An 18,496-nucleotide genomic window follows, 5' to 3' on the forward strand; every position below is an offset into this window, starting at 1 on the left:
GGCTGATGATGTCTGATCACGTTGATGGTCCGCGATCGATCGGCGACCCCGCGGCCGACATCACCGACCTCTTCGCGTTCACCAGTCCGGAAAACCCGGCGCGCATCGTCCTCGCCATGGACGTTTTCCCTTCAGCCGGCGAAGATGCGATTTTCTCGAACGTCATCGATTACGCGATCGCCGTTCGCCGCGTGACCGTTGCGGGCGTTGGAAACGCCGCTAAATTTCAGCCGGAAGCCGATGGGATCCGGTTTAGCTTCCGGTTCGAGACCCTCAAGCGCGACACTGCGGGGAAAGCGATCCAACACGGCGTTTGCAAACTGCCTGATGGTCGCGAGCTGTCGCTCACCGTGAACGAAGAGAAAGGCGCGTCGACGCCGCAGGGTGATGTTCGCGTGTTCGCCGGGTTGCGCTCCGACCCCTTCTACCTCGCCTGGGACATCGCCGTTCTCAAAAAGCTTCCAAACCTGCTGCAACACACCAACGTGCTCAGCATTGTCGTCGAGTTCGATACGCGCCGCGTGCTCGATCTTGCGAAAGGCTCACTGTTCGGCGCTATCGCTGAGACCGTCCCCCCACAGCAGCGAAACCTGCTCGGTCCTGCGATCTCCCGTATCGACTGGGTCGGACGCCCTGAGCAGACAAACATGCGCCTCAACAACCCGGCAATGTCGGCGATCACCGACTTGCGCGACCTGTGGAATCAGCAGACGCCGTTCGCAATCTCGAAGGTGCTCCAGCCCCTGTTTCTGCAACGTCTGAAGGACAGCCACGCGACCTGGGACATGCTCGACGGCAAGGCCGACTGGCCGCCAGAAACGATTGCTGCCACCGCAAATGTCTTCCTCGACGATTTTCTGCTGTTCGATGTGGCGAAGCCGATCAACGACAGAAGCCACCTGGAGATCGAAAAGAGCACGCTTTCCGGGCGCCCCTACCAGACGGGAGGAGGACGCACGGTCGACGCGAATTCGATCGATATCCTGCTCACATGGCTGGTCAACAAAGATCGCGAGTTCCTCCAGGGGGGCGCGACCGGGGCGACGAAGCCCGGCATAAAAGTGTTTCCGTATTTCGCAACACCGAATACGGAACTGCAGATCGTTGACGAAACCGTTGAGCTCGCGGCGACGCCTGACGACGTGTGGTCGTTGATCGGACAGTTCGGCGGCGCTTGGCATCCCCAGACCGCAAGGGTGAACTTGACCGGCGCAGGCATCGGTCAGCTCCGCACCATCCAAATGATCGATGGCCAGCAAATGGTCGAACGGCTTGAGGCGATCGATGACGCAAAGCGGTCCTTCCGATACACGAACATCGCCGGAATGGCCGCCTCCCAATTCACTGGCACGCTCGAGGTGAAGCCGAAGGGCAGCGGCAGCGTCGTCGATTGGCGCGTGCAATTCGTGGCAACCGGCAAGACCGATAGGGCCATGAAGGTCATCGTGTCGACGTTGCTCAAGACCGGCCTCGAGAGTCTGAAATCGCGTTTCGGAGCCGCGAAATGATTGCATTCGTGGGACCTGACGATTCCAGTCCATCCGCGACCGACGGGGAGATCGCCGCGATCAATCTGGCGAGTGCGCGGCGCAGCGCCTGGGCACGATTTGCGCAAGATCCGTGCTTGCCAGGCGTGGCAGAGGAGATTGTCGACAGCGAGCGTCTTGTACTGCAGTTTCTGGGCGATGCGGACGTGCTCGACCGCCTGGATACGCTCGCCCTGCAATTCGCATTCGCCGACGACTCGTCTCGCGCGCCCCTTGTCCAAGCCGCGGTCGCTTCGACGGCGCATCGATTCGACGACGCCCGACGCCATCTCGCGCAGGCGGCACAGATGGGCGCGCCTCGCGACGCGATCGAGCGCCAGGCGCTGGCGCTCGATCAGGCTCGTGGCACGAATCTCGAGGCGCTCCTCGCGGCGCGCCGCGGATTCGCCGCGTCGAGCGGCCGGCACGAAGACCTCGTACCTCTCGGCGCCTTGCTTGCCGATCTCGAGCGCTTCGCCGAAGCTAACGCTGTCTATCACCAGGCGTTCTCGTCGTACGATGATGTTTCGCCGTTTCCCCTGGCGTGGACCTGCTTTCAGCTCGGCATGCTGTGGGGGGAACTCGTGCCCATCCCGAACCAGAACCTAGCGGCGCTCTGGTATCAGCGCGCGATAGCTTACTTGCCGGGGTATGTGAAGGCGCGAGTGCACCTCGCCGAGATCTACGCGAGCCAAGACCGCCCAAGTGACGCGGAAACGTTGCTTTTGCCCGCGCTATCGAGCCGCGATCCGGAGGTCCGTTGGCGTCTTGCCGATGTGCTGATTGTGCAGGGCAGGTTCGAAGAGGCCGAGAAACAGCTCGATGCTGCTCGCTTTGGCTTCGATCAGCTGCTCGGAAAGCATCTGCTCGCCTTCGCGGACCATGCCGCGGAATTCTACGTCGGCAGCGGCAACGATCGCGCACGCGCGCTCGGGCTCGCGCGTTCGAATGTAGCCAATCGTCCCACACGCCGTGCCATCAGGCAGGCGCATGAGATCGCGGCGATTGCTGATGCAGCTGCATCCGGACTGCACGAAACGTCCAGCGTACCAAGACCAGCGTGATGATCGATCGCAGGATACCTCCATCCTGCGTTGGCGCGGTCAGTGTCGCTTCGCATCGATTTGCCGTTCTTTGGAAGTCTTCATTCACGCAAACGACTCCACTCATGTCATCACTTGCCTCACGACGAGGCGTCATCGCGAGATGCGTTCCGCAAAGCCGCACCGCGTCGCATTTCCAGGAGGAAGCGTTGATCAAGGTTAGCGTGATGTATTCATACAAACCGGATGTGCGGTTCGATCACGATTACTACCGCACAAAACACCTGCCGCTCATCAAGGGCAGGATGGGCGCCGCCTTGAAATACTACGCCATCGACAAGGGGCTCCCGGGCCGGGATGGGAAATCTCCCAGCGCATTTGTTGCCATGTGCCACCTGCTGTGTGACTCGGTCGACGCGTACCAGTCGGCGTTTGCGCCGCATGCCCGAGAGATCCAGGGAGACATACCCAATTTCACCGACGTGACGCCGATCATTCAGATCAGCGAGGTGGTTGTCGAGAACTCTGCCGGACGCGAGACCGAGCGCGCGGCCTGACGAAGGAAAGGCTCTAGGAGGTCGCCGTGTTTAAAAAGCTGCTGATCACGATCGTCGCGCTCGGATGTCTCGGGCTCGCGGGATTTGCCGCGCTGGCATGGCGGCCGGCCATCGCTCCGGTGGCGCGGCCGACTGCGGGCAGCTTCGCACCGGAACTGGTCGCCAGGGGCGAAGCACTGGCAGGCGGCGGCTATTGCGCGGCGTGTCACACCGCAAAAGGTGGCGAGAAATTCGCCGGCGGTTATGCGATGGAAACTCCGTTCGGCGCGATCTATTCGACCAACATTACGCCCGATCCGGAGACCGGCATCGGCAGCTGGTCGGAGACGGCCTTCAGACGCGCCATGCATGAAGGCGTCTCGCGCGACGGGGCGCATCTCCTTCCGGTGTTCTCCTACGACCATTTCACAAAACTCTCTGACGATGACGTGCGCGCGCTCTACGCCTACTTCATGAGCAGAACCCCGGTTCGTGCCCCGCGGAAGGCGAACGGCATCCCGTTTCCGTTCAACATCCGCTACCTGCAGGCAGGATGGAAGTTGCTGTTCTTCGCGCCGGGCCGCTTCAAGCCGGATGCAGAAAAGAGTGCGGAGTGGAATCGCGGCGCCTATCTCGCGCTCGGCCTGAGTCACTGCGGCGCCTGCCATACACCGCGCAATCTGCTGGGAGCGGAAATCTCCGGTAACGCTTACGGCGGAGCGGTGATCGACAACTGGGTCGCGCCGCCATTGACGGCGGCAAATCCTGCGCCGGCACCCTGGACGTATGAAGAACTCTACGACTACCTGCGCACCGGCACGAGCAAGCTGCATGGAACCGCCGCCGGCCCGATGTTCCCTGTCGTACAGGGGCTCGGTGCACTGCCTGACTCCGACATCCGCGCGCTCGCGACTTATTTTGCCGATCTCGACAAGGCGGCGGACCGGCTCCCCTACGTTTCTGGCGCAGTAAGCCTTGCGATGTCCAGCGCAGTAGCCAAGCAGGGCTCGCCCTTCGATCCCGACGCGCAGCTCTACACCGCAGCTTGCGCGTCCTGTCACTATAACGCAACCAACGCACCGCTTGCCGCTCGACCTGATCTCGCCCTCAACAGCGCCGCACATCTGCCCGAACCGAGCAATCTGATCCAGGTCATCCTGCAAGGCATCAGCTCCGAAGCGGGAACGCCAGGCGTCGTCATGCCTGCTTTCGCCAGCGCACTCAGCGATGCCGACATTGCCCGCATCGCCGCGTACCTGCGACGGACGCGCACGAGCCTACCGCCCTGGCCAGACCTCGCGGCAAAGATCGCAGAGATCCGCCGGCACAACAGCAAGGCCAATTGACCCATCGGAGACCGGACATGACCACATTTCATATCAATGGACGCGCGGTGACGGTCGACGCCGAGGAGGATACGCCCCTGTTGTGGGTGATCCGCGACGACATCGGTCTCACCGGTACAAAGTTCGGCTGCGGAATCGGGATGTGCGGCGCCTGCACGGTCCACGTCGGCGGCCGACCCACGCGCTCGTGCATCACGCCGCTTGCCAGCGTAGCCGGCGCCAAGATCACCACCATCGAGGGTCTCGATCCCGAGGGGCGCCATCCAGTGCAAGAGGCCTGGGCCGACCTTCAGGTTCCTCAATGCGGTTACTGCCAGTCGGGCCAGATCATGCAGGCGGCGTCGCTCATCAAAGACTTTCCGTCTCCGACCGATCAGGACATCGATGCGGTCATGGCCGGGAATCTGTGCCGTTGCATGACCTATGTCCGCATCCGCGACGCAATCAAGCAGGCCGCAGCCCAGTCAAGAAAGGTTGCCCGCGATGGCTAAGCCCAACAATCAGAGTGCGCTTTCGCGCCGCATGTTTTTGATCGGCATAGCCGGCACGGCCGCGACCTTCGCTTTCGCGCCGGAAACGGCCACGGCGCAGCGGCCGGCCCTCTTCGAGCCCACCATTTGGTACAGCGTCGACCGCGACGGCATCGTGACCGTGAACATCGCCCGCGCCGAAATGGGCCAGCACATTGGCACGGCCATCGCGCGCATCCTCGCGGACGAACTCGAACTCGAATGGAGCAACGTGCGCATTTCCATGGTCGACGCCGATCCGAAATGGGGCGTCATGGTCACGGGCGGCAGCAAGTCGGTGTGGCTCGATTTCCCGACCTACAGCCGTGCAGGTGCCGCCGGCCGCATCGCCCTTGTCGAGGCCGGCGCAAAGCTGCTCGGGGTGAGCCCATCGCAATGCGTCGCGCGCCAAGGCGCGGTGTTCGCCGCAAATCGATCCATCTCCTACGGAGAGATTATCGGTCGCGGGGAGCCGGCACGCAAGTTCACGCCGGAAGAACTCGCGAGACTGCCGATCAAGTCGCCCTCGACGCGGCAGCTGATCGGGAAAAAGGCCGATGCGCTGGACATCCCGGCGAAGATCAATGGCACGGCGCGTTACGGCATTGATGCTGCGGTCCCGGGCATGGTCTATGCCCGGCCAAAAATTCCACCGACGCGATACGGTTCAGTGGTCCGCACCGTCGATGACTCGGCGGCGAAGCGAGTCAAGGGATACCTTGCGAGCCTGGTGCTTGAGGATCCCTCCAACACGGTGCCCGGTTGGGTCGTCGTGTGCGCGACATCCTATCCCGCGGCGATCCGCGCCGCCGACCTTGTCAAGGTCGACTGGACTGCGGGCGTTGCTGCGCAGGTCTCGGAGCAAGATATCCTCGACTACGGCGCAAGGCAGATCGCTGTGCCACGCGGCGGCGCGCTTGTGGTTGACGACCCCGACGTCGATTCGGCTTTCCGCGCCGCCGTATCAACGCTCGAGCGGACGTACACCACCCGCAGTGTGCTTCATGCCCAACTCGAGCCGGTCAATGCCCTCGCCTTCGAAAAGGACGGTCACTTCGAGATCCATACCGGCAGCCAGGCCCAGAGCACGATATTGCCAGTGCTTGCTCAGGCTCTCGGCCTGCCACAGGACCGCATTATCATGCGCACCTATCCGATGGGCGGAGCATTCGGGCGCCGGCTCAATACCGATTATGCTGTCCCCGCCGCGTTGGTCGCCAAGGTACTTGGCAAGCCCGTGAAGCTAGTGCTGACGCGTCCGGACGACATGCGTTTCGACTCATTTCGATCGCCGTCGATCCAGACGCTGCGGCTGGCATTCGATCAGCAGGGCAAAGTGACAGGGATGGAGCATCATGCGTCAGCCGGCTGGCCGACTGGCGTCTATGTTGCACCGGCCAACATGCCGAAGACACCTGATGGAACCCCCTACGATCCATTTGCCATCGACGGCGCCGACCACTGGTACAGCGTGGGTGCGCAGCGCGTCCGCGCTCTCTCCAATGACCTTGCTAACACCGCGTTTCGTCCCGGCTATCTGCGAGCGGTGAGCCCCGGCTGGACCAACTGGGCGGTCGAGAGTTTCATGGATGAGGCGGCGCGGATGGTTGGCGCAGACGCCGTGGCATTCCGCATCGGATTGCTGGATGGAGCCGGCCGAAACGCCGGGGCGTCGCCCAACGCAACAGGCGGAGCGAAGCGCCAGGCCGCCGTGCTCAGGCGAGCGGCGGAGAAGGCCGGATGGGGTGCCGCCATGCCGACGGGCACTGGACTTGGTGTCGCCACCACCTTCGGTCAGGCACGTTCGATGCCAACATGGACCGCTTGCGTTGCGCGCGTTCGTATCGACCGCGGCAGCGGCGCGGTTTCGGTCGAAAAGCTCACCATCGTCGTCGATGCGGGCACCCTCATCCATCCAGACGGTGCGCTCGCGCAAGTCGAAGGCGGCGCTCTGTGGGGTCTGAGCATGGCGCTTCACGAGGGAACCGAATTCCACAAAGGCCAAGTGAAGGACACTAATTTCCACAGCTACACGCCGCTGCGCATCGGTGACGTGCCGGAGCTCGACATCGAATTCATCGAGAGCACCGAGGCTCCGGTCGGTCTGGGCGAGCCAGGCACGACTGTCGTGGCGCCTGCCATCGGCAATGCCATTTTTGCCGCCACCGGGATTCGCTTGCGTCATCTTCCAATTCGTCCGGCTGCCGTGCTCGCGGCACTCGGGTCGAAGAAGTGAGCGACTTCTCCAGCAGTTTTCTTGGAATTGGAGGTAATATGAAACACGTATTATGCCTCGTCACGTTTGCCATCGGGGCGCTGTGCTTGGCGGCCTTCGTAGCCATGGTAAGGCCGCTCAGCGCGGCCTTAGCGACGAGCAAGCCCGCGAATTGTATCATGGCAAGTTCGGGTACGCCGGGATGCGACTCCGAATGGCGTTGGTCGCTTTTCAAGGGCCGGAGCAGTTCGCGATCGATATCCAAGCTTCTGAGCGCTGTTTCAACGAGCCCAATCGTTGAGCGGAAGCACTCGATATGAATACTGCAATCGCAGCGCTGGCAGGCTCAGCGATCGGAAGCCTCACTACGTTTACGTCGGCATGGCTCACCCAGTACCGCCAGGATCGCGCCAATCGGCTATCTGGGGAAAAGTCCAGACGGCAAGAATTATACAAGCAATTCATCGCCGAGACATCGAAGCTCTATGCCGACGCGCTGGTCCACGATCACGCGGAAGTCTCCGCACTGGTTAGCGTCTTCGCGCTCGTCAGTCAGATGCGCATCGTATCGAGTTCCGCTGTGATCGAAAAGGCCGAAGCTGTCGTCCTTCTGATCCTCAATACCTATCCTGTCCCCAACAAAACCTTTTCGGATTTACGCGATCTTTTGCGCAGCCACGCCATCAATCCGCTGCGGGCGTTCAGCGAGGAATGCCGGGCTGAATTGCATGCGCTCAATGACCCCTGAGCATGTGCTCAACGGAGATGATTCCGGCGCCGTACCAGGATTCGCCGATTTTGAAAGATTTGTCGGTATTCGGCAGCATTTACTGCTGCATCTGAACTGCGCCGTCTATTTTCAACCAGCCTACATGCTGCGGACGGCTTTGAGAGCCTCTTCGGATGCTCTCTACATTACCGAAACACACAAGAGGTTCAGCGATGCACTTCGATCCAGTTCTGTTATCACGTATCCAGTTCGCCTGGGTCATCGCCTGGCACATTCTAATGCCAGCATTCACCGTCGGAGCCGCATCCTTCATCGCCGTCGTCGAGGGATTGAGTCTCGCGACTGGACGCGAAGTTTATGTCCGCATCTCGACGTTCTGGACCAAGATCTTCGCCATCGCATTCGGCATGGGTGTCGTGACCGGGCTCGTCATGCCGTTCCAGTTCGGCACGAACTGGAGCCGCTACGCATCCGCCGCTGGCGACGTCCTCTCGCCGCTATTTGCATATGAGGGCCTTACTGCTTTCTTCCTGGAAGCCGGTTTCCTCGGCGTCCTGCTGTTCGGCCGCAAGCTGGTGCCGCCGTGGGCGCACTTCTTCGCGGCCCTCATGGTGGCGATCGCAACGTTGTTTTCCACGTTCTGGATCCTGTCCGCCAACAGCTGGATGCAGACGCCGGCCGGCTATGAGATCATCAATGGCCAGTTTATTCCGAAAGACTGGATCGAAGTGATTTTTAATCCGTCATTTCCTTATCGGCTCGCGCACACTGCGGTCGCATTCTTCACAACAACCGGATTCGTCATCCTCGGTGTTGGCGCATACCTGTTGAGGCGCAATCGATCGGTGCAGGAAGCGCGCACCATGATGTCGATGGCGCTGTGGATGCTGACCGTCTTGGTGCCGCTACAGATGGTGATCGGCGATATGCACGGCCTCAACACCCGCAAACATCAGCCTGCGAAACTGGCGGCGATTGAATCCCGTTGGGAAACCGCCAAGGGCGTGCCGCTGACGCTCTTTGCAATCCCGGACGACGAGGCCGAGCAAAACAAGTTCGCTATCGAAATTCCCTGGCTCGGAAGCCTGATCCTGACCCACGACCTCCATGGCGAGGTGAAGGGTCTGAAAGACTTTCCCGCCGATCAGCGTCCGCCGGTCGCGATCCCCTTCTTTGCCTTCCGTGCGATGGTTGGATGCGCTGGCCTGATGCTGGCACTCGTGCTTCTGGGCGGGTGGTTGCGCTGGCGTGGGCAACTCTACGACACGCGGCTGTACCTGTTGGCATGTCAGTGCGCGATTCCACTCGGCTTCATCGCGGTCCTCGCCGGATGGTTCGTGACCGAGGTCGGCCGGCAACCCTGGACGGTCTACGGGCTCTTGCGCACGACAGCCTCGGTGTCGCCGTCCTTGACGAACTCCGACGTGACGCTGTCGCTCCTCGCCTACATGGCGGCGTATCTGCTGATCTATCCCTGCGGCGTCATGCTGATCGCTCGGCTCGTTCGCAAAGGCCCGATCGAGCTCAGTGAAGCGGCTTCGGCCATCGAGGCTGGTAGCCCTGCGGCGCAAGGCCTTGCCCCTGCGATCAGCATCGTGAGGGGAGATGTATGATGACCCAGGTGCTCGATTTGGTTCCGATCTGGACGGTGATCCTGGCAGCGGCCGTGTTCTTCTACGTGCTGCTCGATGGCTTCGATCTCGGCGTCGGGATGCTCTATGGCCTGGCACCCGACAAGCGCTCCCGCAACGCCATCATGAACTCGATTGCGCCCATCTGGGATGGCAACGAGACCTGGCTGGTGCTTGGCAGCCTCGGCCTTCTCGCGGCATTCCCCACCGCCTTCGCGATCATCATTCGGGCGGTGTATTTCCCTATTCTGGTCATGCTGCTTGGACTGGTGTTCCGGGGCGTCGCATTCGAATTCCGGTTTCGCGACGCTGAAAACAAGACGTTCTGGGACCGCGCATTCTGCTACGGATCCGCCATCGCCACGTTCGCGCAAGGCGTCGTGCTTGGCGCATTCGTCCAGGGGTTTCCGATTCACGAAGGCCAATTCGCGGGAACGTCATTTGCGTTTCTCACGCCATTCTCCGTTCTGACCGGGGTCGCCTTGATGTTCGGCTACGGCCTTCTCGGCGCCGGCTGGCTTATCCTGAAAACCGAGGGTGACATTCAGGCCAAGGCACGATGGCAAGGCCGCGTCTGCCTCATCGGTGTCGTGGCCGCGATCGTCATCGTGAGCATCTGGACACCAATCATGAACCCCGCAGTAGCGGCGCGCTGGTTTTCCTGGCCTAACACCGCGCTGTTTTTGCCGGTGCCCGTGCTATCCGGCGTGACTGCGCTTTGGACATGGCGATCACTCAACCGCAAGGCCGAGGCGACGCCATTTTTCGCTGCGATCGGGCTCTTCGTCCTGACCTACATCGGCATGGCCATCAGCCTGTATCCGATGATCGTGCCCTACCAGTTGACGCTATGGGAGGCTGCCTCGTCGCCGCGCACGCAGGCTTTCCTTCTGGTCGGAACGTTATTCCTGATTCCTGTCATTCTGACCTATTCGAGCTGGTCGTATTGGGTGTTCCGCGGAAAGGTCCGAACCGATGTGGAGTATGAATGATCACCTCATGCAGACTTTCCAGGTCACCGAACCTAGTCCTCGCAGGATCGCTCGTGATCATGGCCAATTTGAATGAGAATGTGATGGCACCTACCGAAATTATCGCAAAATGCAGCGCTGACCAAGGGAGATATCACCCTCCGATCGGGTCCAACGGTCAAGAAAGGAGCGCGCAGTGCCATTCACCGCCGACGTGGGGCAACCAAGGCGATCTTCGAAAGATGTCGAGCAGGATCGCTGACAGCACTCAACTGAGCAGCAAATGACTACCCAAGCTAAACCTTGCGTCGGCTACTGGGCCGCGTACTACATCAACCGAGATGGAAGCTGGAGCGTCGCATGCGACGCGCTTGGCCGCATCATCCGGTGCGAGACCGAGAAACTAGCGCTCTCGGTCGCGCGCTATCGCCGTCGTCGTCTCCAGCCGTTGCGAGGAGGAAACCCTGACTTAGCGCGCATTGAAAAGCGGTACGGCAGGGATGGTGTCGGTCACGCTCTTCTTTTCCGTGGAGATTCCGAAGGTTTCCGTCTTTGACCCCCACTTCCAGCTTGGCCCACCAGGAAATCGGAGTGTCGTATCGCGAGCAATTGTCGTACGTGTCGCGGCTCTAAGAAGATACGCTCTTTTCGCTGAGCAAAAGCCCACGTTGGGCAACGGTCGAGGCCGCGAACTCCAACTTCGGTTTCCCAACGCCCCCGCGCGGGCAACTCGCGCAAAATCGGAACCCAGACGGCGCTGGAGGAGCCGCCTCCGGGCGACAACTAAATCGGCCATTGTGATTTTCCACAAGATAATATAACATTTTCTTGTTCAAAGTCACATGGTCATCTCCATGCCTCAGAACCGCGAAGCGCCTTCAAAGTCCTCCGCCGAAATCCTTGCTGGCCTGCTAAGCGGCAATCGACTGCGCGTGCGGTCCGACATCGTCGCTGCCGGCGTGCATCCGCAAACCCTAGCCAGAGCCGTAGAGGCCCGATCGGCAGTCCTCTATGCCCGCGGTATCTACATGGCTCCAAATGCCGATTTACCCGAAGGCGCTGGATTCGCAGCGACAACCCTCCTCAATCCTGGTGGCGTCGTCTGCTTGAGCTCGGCCGCTCTGTATCACCGTCTTTCGGACGAAAATCCCGACGCGATCTTCTACGCCGTCGGGAATAAAACCATGAAGGTGGTCGGCGCCGCGCGCGATCCCGTCAGACTGGTGCATTGGAGTGAAGCCGCCCGCAGCATCGGCGTCGATACTGTAGAGATCGCGGGCGTGCCAGTGAGGATCACAAGTCCAGCCCGCACCGTCGTCGACATGCTGCGCTACCGTACAAAGCTCGGCGACGAGCCGGCCATGAAAACACTCAAGGACTACGCCGCAGCCGGCGGCGATCTAAATTTGGTACTCGAAATCGCCCGCGAACTGGGATGGACGAAGTCCGTTGAACCCGCGGTGCGTGCTGCCGAAGAAATTCAACCTCTCATCCCGAGGCCGATGCGATGAACAAGGATGCTCTCGCCGACAGGACAAGCAACCCGCTGCGCGCCGACACGGCAACTTCCTAGCATTCTGCAGGCAAAACACAGTGCGATCCCATTTTCGAACGTCTTTTCAAAAACTTACAGGCATTCGGACGCATTCTTGCGGCGGCGGCAATTCGCGTAACTATAACCTTATGCGAACGACGCACGGCTTGGCTCGGTCCCAGATCTGTCGTTTCTCGTTCGATCTGAGTCTTTCTGCTTCAATCGGAGTCTGCCGTCGCCGCGAGTGGCCGCGGCGCCGGGCAGCAGCCCAAGACGACCTATCCTTCACGCCCGTCGCAGACGGCTGGGAAAGCTCGCTCGAGCGCTTCCTGGCCGCTCAGCCGACCTTCCCACCGCATCTCCGCTCAAGGGCGCTTCTTTAACTTGCCGACGGTAGCGCGCTGACCGCTCAGTCGGCCAATTGCCGACGCGCGAACGATCCGATTTTTCGGCGCAAGAGTTAGCTTGTAGCCAAGAACGCCCGTCGCCTTGGTCAGTGTATCGAGCGTTGGATTGCCGCCCGCGCGAAATGTCCTGTAGATCGCCTCACGGCTCAGTCCAGTCTCGCGGGAGAACTTCGAAACTCCCCGGGCTTTAGCTAAATCGCCGATAGCGGCAGCAATGAACAAAGGGTCATCGCTCTCAAGCGCTGCTTCTAGATAGGCGGCCTGCTGATCCGGTGTCTTCAGGTAGTCCTGAACGTCGAACTTGGTTGTCTTAAGGGGCATATCAAACTTCCTTCGCCATCCGCTTGGCGGTCCCGATGTCCTTGTTCTGGGTCCGCTTGTCGCCACCGCAGAGCAGAATATCCAACTTCAAGATCGTGGATGATCGGTTTCAGGCCGTCGGGCGTGATTTCGAGGTGCGCAAGCGTGATCGGTAGCTTGAAGCGTCGGCGCCCGGCACTGCCGGGATTCAGGTAGAGCAAGCCGTCGACGGTGCTGATCTTCGGCACGTGGGAGTGGCCGGAAACAATGACATCGATGCCCTCAGCTACGGGATCGACCTGCAGGGTGTTGAGGTCGTGCAGAATGTAGAACAGCCGTCCGGCGAGCCGCACGAACTCGGTTTCGGCAAATTCGGCGGCCCACTCGCCCGTATCCACGTTTCCTCTGATCGCCGTGACGGGGGCAATTCTCCGTAGCGCGGTGATGATCTCGGGATCGCCGATGTCGCCGCCGTGAATGATGTGGTCGACATGGGCCAACATGCGGAGGGCCTCCGGCCTAAGCAGGCCGTGCGTATCCGAGATGATGCCGATCGTGAAGGTCATCGAAGCGTCCGGTCGAAGCACCCTATCGCGCGTTGGGCCGCGTCTTCCTGATGCACCGCCGGCGACCCGGACATCAACCGCCTAAGCCGACTTCCGCCGCTGGCCCGTCGCGGGTTTCTTCGCCGCTGCTTCCTTCGCCGGCTTCTTGCCTTGGATCGGCATCAACATCTCTTTCTGGCCCGCCGCCGCCTTGCGCGGCTTCTTGGCGGGCTTTGCTGCCGTCGCCGGCGCAGCCTCCCGACCGACGCTCTGCCGCAGCGCCTCCATCAGATCGACCACGTTTTCGCCTTTGGGCCGCTCCTTCGGGCGGATGGTCTTGCCTGCGCGCTTCTGGTTGATCAGGTCGACCAGCGCAGTCTCGTAGTGATCCTCGAATTTCCCGGGGTCGAACGTGCCCGTCTTCTGGTTGACGATGTGCCTTGCGAGATCGAGCATGTCCTTGGTGACTTTGACGTCCTGGATCTCGTCGAAGTACTCCTGCTCAGAGCGGACCTCGTAGGGGTAGCGCAGCAGCGTACCGACGAGACCCTTCTCCAACGGCTCGAGCGCGATAATGTGCTCGCGGTTGGTGAGAACCACGCGGCCGATCGCCACCTTGTCCATCTCCCGGATGGTCTCCCTGATCACCGCGAAGGCGTCGTGACCGACCTTGCCGTCGGGACGCAGGTAGTACGGACGGATCAGGTAGCGCGGGTCGATGTCGGACTTGTCGACGAATTCGTCGATCTCGATGGTCCTCGTCGATTCCAGCGCCAGCTCCTCGAGCTCCTCCTTGGTAACCTCGATGTACTGTCCTTTGTCGAGTTCGTAGCCCTTAACGATGTCCTCGTTCGCCACCTCGTCACCGGTATCGGCGTCGACCTTCACGTACTTGATCCGGTGACCGGTCGCTCGATTGAGCTGATTGAACGAGATCTTTTCGGATTCCGATGTCGCCGGGTAGAGAGCCACCGGACAGGTGACGAGCGACAGACGCAAGAAGCCTTTCCAGTTGGCGCGCGGGGCCATGGTACGCAGAACTCCAGTTCGGGACGGCTCGGATTCAAGACGAACGGTAGGGCATGGTTCCGACAGCATGGACGGGCCCCCAAGAGGATATTTTTCACGCCGGCTATCGACTCTTTTGTTCCTGTTATGTTCTAGTGAGGCATGACAGATCGACCCGCGAGCTGGCGCATGCCAAACCCGAAGGAGATGGATAAGATGGCCGCTCTCGTCGGCAGAAATGTGCCTCGGGAGCCCGGATTGGCTCCGGAAGCTGATCTGCCGCCGGAATACTGGCAGGCGCTTCTGGACGACCCTCGCGCGGAGAGCAGGTCGGGCCCCTCCGGAGGGGCGCTGCGGCTGAGCCAAATTCCTCAACATATTCTGAGGGTGGGATGCCGGCGCTGCGCCAGGATCGTCGAGATTCAGAAGGTCGATGCCGTCCGCCTCTATGGTCGGGAGGTGCTCTGGAAGGATGTCGGGCGACGACTCTTGGACCAGACCTGCACGCAGCGGACCGGGCGCCACGAGGAAGACGGCTGCTGGCCTGCGTTCGAGTAGTCGCCGACACGGCCGGAACTGGATGCTGCCATGGCACCGAAGCATCACCCGACGCCGCTCAGCGGCGGCGACCGCAAGGCGCTCACCAAGGAATTGGGGCGGGCGCGCATGATGACGACGATTCTCGCTGGCCAGTCTGCCGAAGCCCGCGCCAAGGGCGAGATCCTCATTCGACAGGCCGACAAGCTGCTCTGCGAATCGTGGAATGAGAGAATGTGGGCCGACGGAGGACCGATCGCCCCATCGCCGACCGTCGATCAGGCCATCAACGGCGGTTACGCCTGGCTTGAGATCGAGTGCTCGCGGTGCAAGACCCGGCGAGACGTCGATCTGGCGGCGCTGCGCCATCCACCGACCACATTCGTCCATGACTTGGCGAGCCGCCTCCGCTGCAGCAAATGTAGCAAGGCGGGTCGCCGGCCTTCAGCTACCCTTCTGCAGCTGGCATCGCGCTCCCGCCAGGCCGTTCCGGAGACCTGATTGTGTGCAATCTCTATTCGATGACCAAAAACGTAGACGCGATCCGCCGCTTGTTCGGGACGCTGAACAGCCGCGTCGGAAACCTGCCGTCGATGCCGGGGATCTTTCCGGACTATTCTGCGCCCATCGTACGCAACGGGACCGATGGACGCGAGATCGTGATGGCGCGATGGGGCATGCCGTCGTCGCAGAGCGCCCTGTTGCAAGCCACCAAGAAGCGAGCGCAGAAGCTTGAAGCCAAGGGCGAGACGGTCGACTTCAAGGAGCTGCTCCGGATGGAGCCCGATAGCGGCACCACAAACATCCGTCGATTGAACAGCAAACACTGGAGCCGCTGGTACGGCACGGAACACCGCTGCATCGCACCGTTCACATCGTTCAGCGAGTTCAACAAGGAGGCCGGCGGAGATATTTGGTTCGCGCTGGACGAGAGGCGCCCCCTCGCCTGCTTCGCCGGCCTTTGGACGAACTGGACATCGGTGCGGAAGGTCAAGGAAGGCGAGACCACGAATGATCTTTTTGCGTTCCTGACCACAGATGCGAACGCCGAGGTGTACGACATCCATCCCAAGGCGATGCCGGTCATTCTGACGACTCCTGCCGAAGTCGATGTGTGGTTGAGCGCACCTTGGGAGCAAGCCAACGCCCTACAGCGTCCGCTTCCGAACGGATCACTCAAGATCGTGGCAAGGGGCGCAAAGGAAGATTCCCCGTCGACTGCTTGATTTGTGAAGCGACTTCCCGCAGATCTTTTCGGCAAGCGCAGCGCGTTCGGCCGTCGTCGCATTCCAACCGACATATGTCCCAAGTGAAACCTGATGGAGCACCGAACGGACGCCGACCGTATTGTTGCCATCTTCATTGGGAGCGTTATGGCTGGAAGCCGACATCAGCTTCGAGACCCAGAACTACTGCACGATGGTTCTGACGAATGACGGGATCACGTATTTCAACGCTATTCCGGCATTGTGCGAAGAGGGAAACTCCTGAGCATAAACGTTCCGCGCCTCCTCCTCGAAATAGCATACTCGGTTCGGGATGGCCGTGACGTACATGAACGGTGCATCCCACATGGAGCGTATGACCCCGTGCGTCGTTTCTACAGAGGTCACATTCGTGGCTCCCGCCTGTTGTGCTTTCGCTATCGAGTTTTTGTCGGCGTCGCAGTAGGGAGGGGGTTCGTTAACCGAGCTGACGGCAACAGCATCAGGAGCAATAATGAGCTGAAGAACGTTTGCGGGGTTATTTTTCGGTTTGATCATTTCAAGTTTGATTGCGTCCAACGTTTTCTGATCGGCGGCCACGCTCGAAAAGAATGAGGCAGGAGTTTTGCTCGGAATGAGCGCATCCATATGTCCAGGCCAAGTCCAGCTGCCTGAGGCACCGTTTGATGCATCATGGATGAAGATCGTGCCGCCTATCGTAGCGCACCCGTCATTCGAAACATCGCCCGGATATCCGCCGGTACCAAATGCGATAACACCGTCCGGCGCGCTCCCGTAGTTCGTGATTATGTTCATCGCGCGCGTCTTGGTGCCACTATCTCCCTTCGTGCTGGCAAGATCGTCGATACACCAAATTTCCTGCCGCCAGAGCCGCCTTGATCCACTTGGGTTGTCGACCTCGTCCACTCCAGGTGTTTCCCTCGTTGTCGGCATACTTTGCTCGTGCGTCGTCACCCGCGGTCTTGACCGCATTCTTGGCCACGCGGAAGTCCTCCTAACGAGTTGACCTGGCACAGAACATTCGGTGCGTTTCCTCTGGGAGGACGGACTCAAGCGTTACCGCTTAGCGCCCGTCTGCAACGTGGTCCAGCTCGCTGCCAAGCAGCGCCTGGAAATCCTCTTCGCGCGCCAACCCGTCGTTGTCGGTCTTGATCCGGTTGAAGTTCAACGAGTTGAAGAATCGCCGCAGACTGAAGTCCCCTATGTCGATCTCGCTCTTAACCGTCAGCAAGTCCGTTTCAACGGCCATGGCGAAGGCGATGTACTCGGAAACGGCGGGCGCGAAGCTTATCTCGAACTCCGAATAATCTGTCTGCGCGATCGGCTTCTTGGTGTGCTGCGCTTCGCGCATCATGAACTGCGTGGCCGGTCCAGACCGGGACCCCTGACGTCGGCGAAATCGCCTGCCGTCAGAGGAAGAGCGACTGCTAATGCTCGTTAAGAAGATGTAAGGGGCACGTCCGCCATGTGACGGCGGCGCTTCTCGCACGCTGATCCTCCACGCGCATTGCGCCGCTTAACAGGCTGATAAACATGACGATTTCGTTATCACACAGTGTTTTACCTGCATTGTACTAGCACCGTCTGACAGCAGTTGTGGGCAGTGAAATCAAAAAGACTGCCCATCCTGTTCAAATACAGTCTCGCCGAGGGACGCGCATCTGATCAGGACAACGAAATCAAAGTCGCTTCCAAATAAGCCTAATTCGTCCCAATACGCTTTTGTCGTCGACTAGCGTATCAGGGCCAATATTCTCAGTTGCGCTAAGATGCCATACCGAACGCGTCTTAATCGCTCGACAAGCCAGAAGGCGCTTTTCCAATTGGACTAGGAAAAGGCCCTTATCTACGAGTTTTTGGTCGCTACGATCGACGAGCATTTCATCGGAAGCGCCGACCATTGCGCTCAACTCGACTGTCTCGCCTCCAACCACAACTAGCTCTGCAATGTGGCCCTCAATGCCCCGTAAGAAGGTATTGGGAACCAATACCAGTTCGTCCGTACTTTCCAGTTTGATCCGACCCCGAGCGCCCGGCTTGGGCGTCGCCCGGCGAACCAGCGCTGTCTTTTCAGCCCACAGATCATTGGGCATCCCCTTCCCCGTCACCAGCCACTCCAGGCTATAGCCCACAATGTCGCTTATACTTGACAGCGTCGCGACAGATGCTTCGCGATGCACCCGTCCGTTCAAGATGTCATAAAGCCATTGCCGGGAAACGCCAAGACGTTTAGCGAAACTGGTAACTGTTTCTTTTCCCATAACAATTCGGACGCGCTGGCCAATTTCTTCGGCTGATTTCGCGTCGAACTGCTTGCTTTGATTGCGAGGCGGCATTGACCCATGGCGACAAGAGGGATTTGACGAGACGCTCAATATGCGATCAATTGTCCAGTGTAGTTGACACTGATTCACACGAGCGCACTCGAATCC

Annotated in this window: 19 protein-coding genes and 1 pseudogene; 13 read left to right on the forward strand and 7 right to left on the reverse strand. The window is 60.3% G+C overall.

Annotated elements, in window-relative coordinates; translation table 11 throughout:
• The first annotated feature begins 8 nt into the window (after window positions 1-8).
• From XI08_RS26995 to XI08_RS27040, 10 genes are all read left to right on the forward strand, one after another.
• Window positions 9-1,508, forward strand: coding sequence for a DUF4331 family protein (locus XI08_RS26995; RefSeq protein ID WP_271576686.1), 1,500 nt, complete (start codon window positions 9-11; stop codon window positions 1,506-1,508).
• Window positions 1,505-2,590 (forward strand): hypothetical protein, encoded by a 1,086-nt coding sequence (locus XI08_RS27000; RefSeq protein ID WP_271576687.1) that lies wholly within the window; start codon window positions 1,505-1,507, stop codon window positions 2,588-2,590. The genes XI08_RS26995 and XI08_RS27000 overlap by 4 nt, the downstream gene beginning before the upstream one ends.
• A gap of 188 nt (window positions 2,591-2,778) precedes the next feature.
• Complete coding sequence (locus XI08_RS27005; protein WP_271576688.1) at window positions 2,779-3,126, forward strand: EthD family reductase; 348 nt, start codon at window positions 2,779-2,781, stop codon at window positions 3,124-3,126.
• Window positions 3,127-3,152: 26 nt separating this feature from the next.
• Window positions 3,153-4,451 carry a c-type cytochrome gene (locus tag XI08_RS27010; RefSeq protein WP_271576689.1) on the forward strand — a complete coding sequence of 433 codons (1,299 nt, stop codon included), beginning with the start codon at window positions 3,153-3,155 and terminating at the stop codon, window positions 4,449-4,451.
• Window positions 4,452-4,468: 17 nt separating this feature from the next.
• Window positions 4,469-4,942 carry a (2Fe-2S)-binding protein gene (locus XI08_RS27015; protein WP_271576690.1) on the forward strand — a complete coding sequence of 158 codons (474 nt, stop codon included), beginning with the start codon at window positions 4,469-4,471 and terminating at the stop codon, window positions 4,940-4,942.
• The gene (locus XI08_RS27020; protein WP_271576691.1) at window positions 4,935-7,196 is read left to right on the forward strand and encodes a xanthine dehydrogenase family protein molybdopterin-binding subunit; all 2,262 of its coding nucleotides are present in this window, start codon (window positions 4,935-4,937) and stop codon (window positions 7,194-7,196) included. The genes XI08_RS27015 and XI08_RS27020 overlap by 8 nt, the downstream gene beginning before the upstream one ends.
• A 295-nt stretch (window positions 7,197-7,491) precedes the next feature.
• Window positions 7,492-7,923: a hypothetical protein gene (locus XI08_RS27025; protein ID WP_271576692.1), complete on the forward strand. Its 432-nt coding sequence runs from the start codon at window positions 7,492-7,494 to the stop codon at window positions 7,921-7,923.
• A 194-nt stretch (window positions 7,924-8,117) separates the two neighbouring features.
• Complete coding sequence (locus tag XI08_RS27030) at window positions 8,118-9,518, forward strand: cytochrome ubiquinol oxidase subunit I (RefSeq protein ID WP_271576693.1); 1,401 nt, start codon at window positions 8,118-8,120, stop codon at window positions 9,516-9,518.
• Window positions 9,518-10,528: a cytochrome d ubiquinol oxidase subunit II gene (cydB, locus tag XI08_RS27035; protein ID WP_271576694.1), complete on the forward strand. Its 1,011-nt coding sequence runs from the start codon at window positions 9,518-9,520 to the stop codon at window positions 10,526-10,528. The genes XI08_RS27030 and cydB overlap by 1 nt, the downstream gene beginning before the upstream one ends.
• Before the next feature lie 821 nt (window positions 10,529-11,349).
• On the forward strand, window positions 11,350-12,018 hold the full coding sequence (locus XI08_RS27040; protein WP_271576695.1) for a type IV toxin-antitoxin system AbiEi family antitoxin domain-containing protein: 669 nt from the start codon (window positions 11,350-11,352) through the stop codon (window positions 12,016-12,018).
• 388 nt (window positions 12,019-12,406) lie between these two features.
• Here XI08_RS27040 and XI08_RS27045 read toward each other — a convergent pair whose 3' ends face one another.
• The 3 genes and pseudogenes from XI08_RS27045 to ku all read right to left on the reverse strand — a co-directional run bounded on the left by XI08_RS27045 (window position 12,407) and on the right by ku (window position 14,322).
• Window positions 12,407-12,769 carry an addiction module antidote protein gene (locus tag XI08_RS27045; RefSeq protein ID WP_271576696.1) on the reverse strand — a complete coding sequence of 121 codons (363 nt, stop codon included), beginning with the start codon at window positions 12,767-12,769 and terminating at the stop codon, window positions 12,407-12,409.
• 89 nt (window positions 12,770-12,858) lie between these two features.
• Window positions 12,859-13,314, reverse strand: a pseudogene (locus XI08_RS27050) (metallophosphoesterase family protein); the annotation flags it as partial.
• 81 nt (window positions 13,315-13,395) lie between these two features.
• A complete protein-coding gene (gene ku, locus XI08_RS27055) occupies window positions 13,396-14,322 on the reverse strand; it encodes a non-homologous end joining protein Ku (RefSeq protein WP_271576697.1) in 927 nt (308 codons plus the stop codon).
• Window positions 14,323-14,463: 141 nt separating this feature from the next.
• Here ku and XI08_RS27060 point away from each other — a divergent pair, with 141 nt between their 5' ends.
• Genes XI08_RS27060 through XI08_RS27070 form a run of 3 tightly spaced genes read left to right on the forward strand, consistent with a single transcriptional unit; the run spans window position 14,464 to window position 16,064 of the window.
• A complete protein-coding gene (locus XI08_RS27060) occupies window positions 14,464-14,859 on the forward strand; it encodes a hypothetical protein (protein WP_271576698.1) in 396 nt (131 codons plus the stop codon).
• Between the two features lie 30 nt (window positions 14,860-14,889).
• Window positions 14,890-15,339: a hypothetical protein gene (locus XI08_RS27065; RefSeq protein ID WP_271576699.1), complete on the forward strand. Its 450-nt coding sequence runs from the start codon at window positions 14,890-14,892 to the stop codon at window positions 15,337-15,339.
• A gap of 2 nt (window positions 15,340-15,341) precedes the next feature.
• Window positions 15,342-16,064 carry an SOS response-associated peptidase gene (locus tag XI08_RS27070; RefSeq protein WP_271576700.1) on the forward strand — a complete coding sequence of 241 codons (723 nt, stop codon included), beginning with the start codon at window positions 15,342-15,344 and terminating at the stop codon, window positions 16,062-16,064.
• A gap of 183 nt (window positions 16,065-16,247) precedes the next feature.
• Here the strand turns inward: XI08_RS27070 and XI08_RS27075 are convergent, their stop codons facing one another.
• The 4 genes from XI08_RS27075 to XI08_RS27085 form a co-directional block, all read right to left on the reverse strand.
• Complete coding sequence (locus tag XI08_RS27075; RefSeq protein ID WP_442869862.1) at window positions 16,248-16,859, reverse strand: hypothetical protein; 612 nt, start codon at window positions 16,857-16,859, stop codon at window positions 16,248-16,250.
• A gap of 19 nt (window positions 16,860-16,878) precedes the next feature.
• Complete coding sequence (locus XI08_RS46440) at window positions 16,879-17,046, reverse strand: H-NS family nucleoid-associated regulatory protein (RefSeq protein ID WP_442869863.1); 168 nt, start codon at window positions 17,044-17,046, stop codon at window positions 16,879-16,881.
• Between the two features lie 81 nt (window positions 17,047-17,127).
• The gene (locus XI08_RS27080) at window positions 17,128-17,415 is read right to left on the reverse strand and encodes a hypothetical protein (protein WP_271576702.1); all 288 of its coding nucleotides are present in this window, start codon (window positions 17,413-17,415) and stop codon (window positions 17,128-17,130) included.
• Between the two features lie 328 nt (window positions 17,416-17,743).
• A complete protein-coding gene (locus XI08_RS27085) occupies window positions 17,744-18,400 on the reverse strand; it encodes a helix-turn-helix domain-containing protein (protein ID WP_271576703.1) in 657 nt (218 codons plus the stop codon).
• Window positions 18,401-18,496 lie beyond the last annotated feature (96 nt).

The sequence above is a fragment of the Bradyrhizobium sp. CCBAU 11361 genome, from assembly GCF_028128935.1.
Taxonomy (GTDB): domain Bacteria; phylum Pseudomonadota; class Alphaproteobacteria; order Rhizobiales; family Xanthobacteraceae; genus Bradyrhizobium; species Bradyrhizobium niftali.